The 315-nt window shown below is 74.3% G+C and carries 1 pseudogene; it reads left to right on the top strand.

From position 1 onward, the window contains the following. A pseudogene (locus ACEN88_RS35020) lies at window positions 1-315 on the top strand (hypothetical protein); the annotation flags it as partial.

The following is a 315-nucleotide window of genomic DNA, read 5'->3' as shown; positions in this document are numbered from 1 at the left end:
GTGGCGGCGCGCGCCCGAGGCCGAGGAAGCGCAGGAAGCGGCGCCGGTTGCGGCGGACTACGCCCCCGCGGACCGCGTCGAACCGCAACTGGAACCGGTCGTCCACGCGGTGCCCGAGACCGAACCGGAGCCCGAGCCGGAGCCCGCCGAAGACACCGTCGCCGAACCGCCGCCAGCGAGCGCCTACGCGCCCGCCGACCGCATCGAACCGGGTTTCGACCTGCCGGTGACCGAGGAAATCGTCGCCCAGCCGCTGCCGGATTACGAACCGGAGCCGGAGCCGGTCGCGGCATCGCCCGAACCGCAGCCTGAACC

Source organism: Massilia sp. CT11-108 (assembly GCF_047302915.1).
In the GTDB taxonomy this organism is placed as follows: Bacteria; Pseudomonadota; Gammaproteobacteria; order Burkholderiales; family Burkholderiaceae_D; genus Telluria; species Telluria orientalis.
The sequence above is the reverse complement of the archived record's forward strand: the minus strand, read 5'-3'. Positions and strand labels throughout refer to the sequence as shown.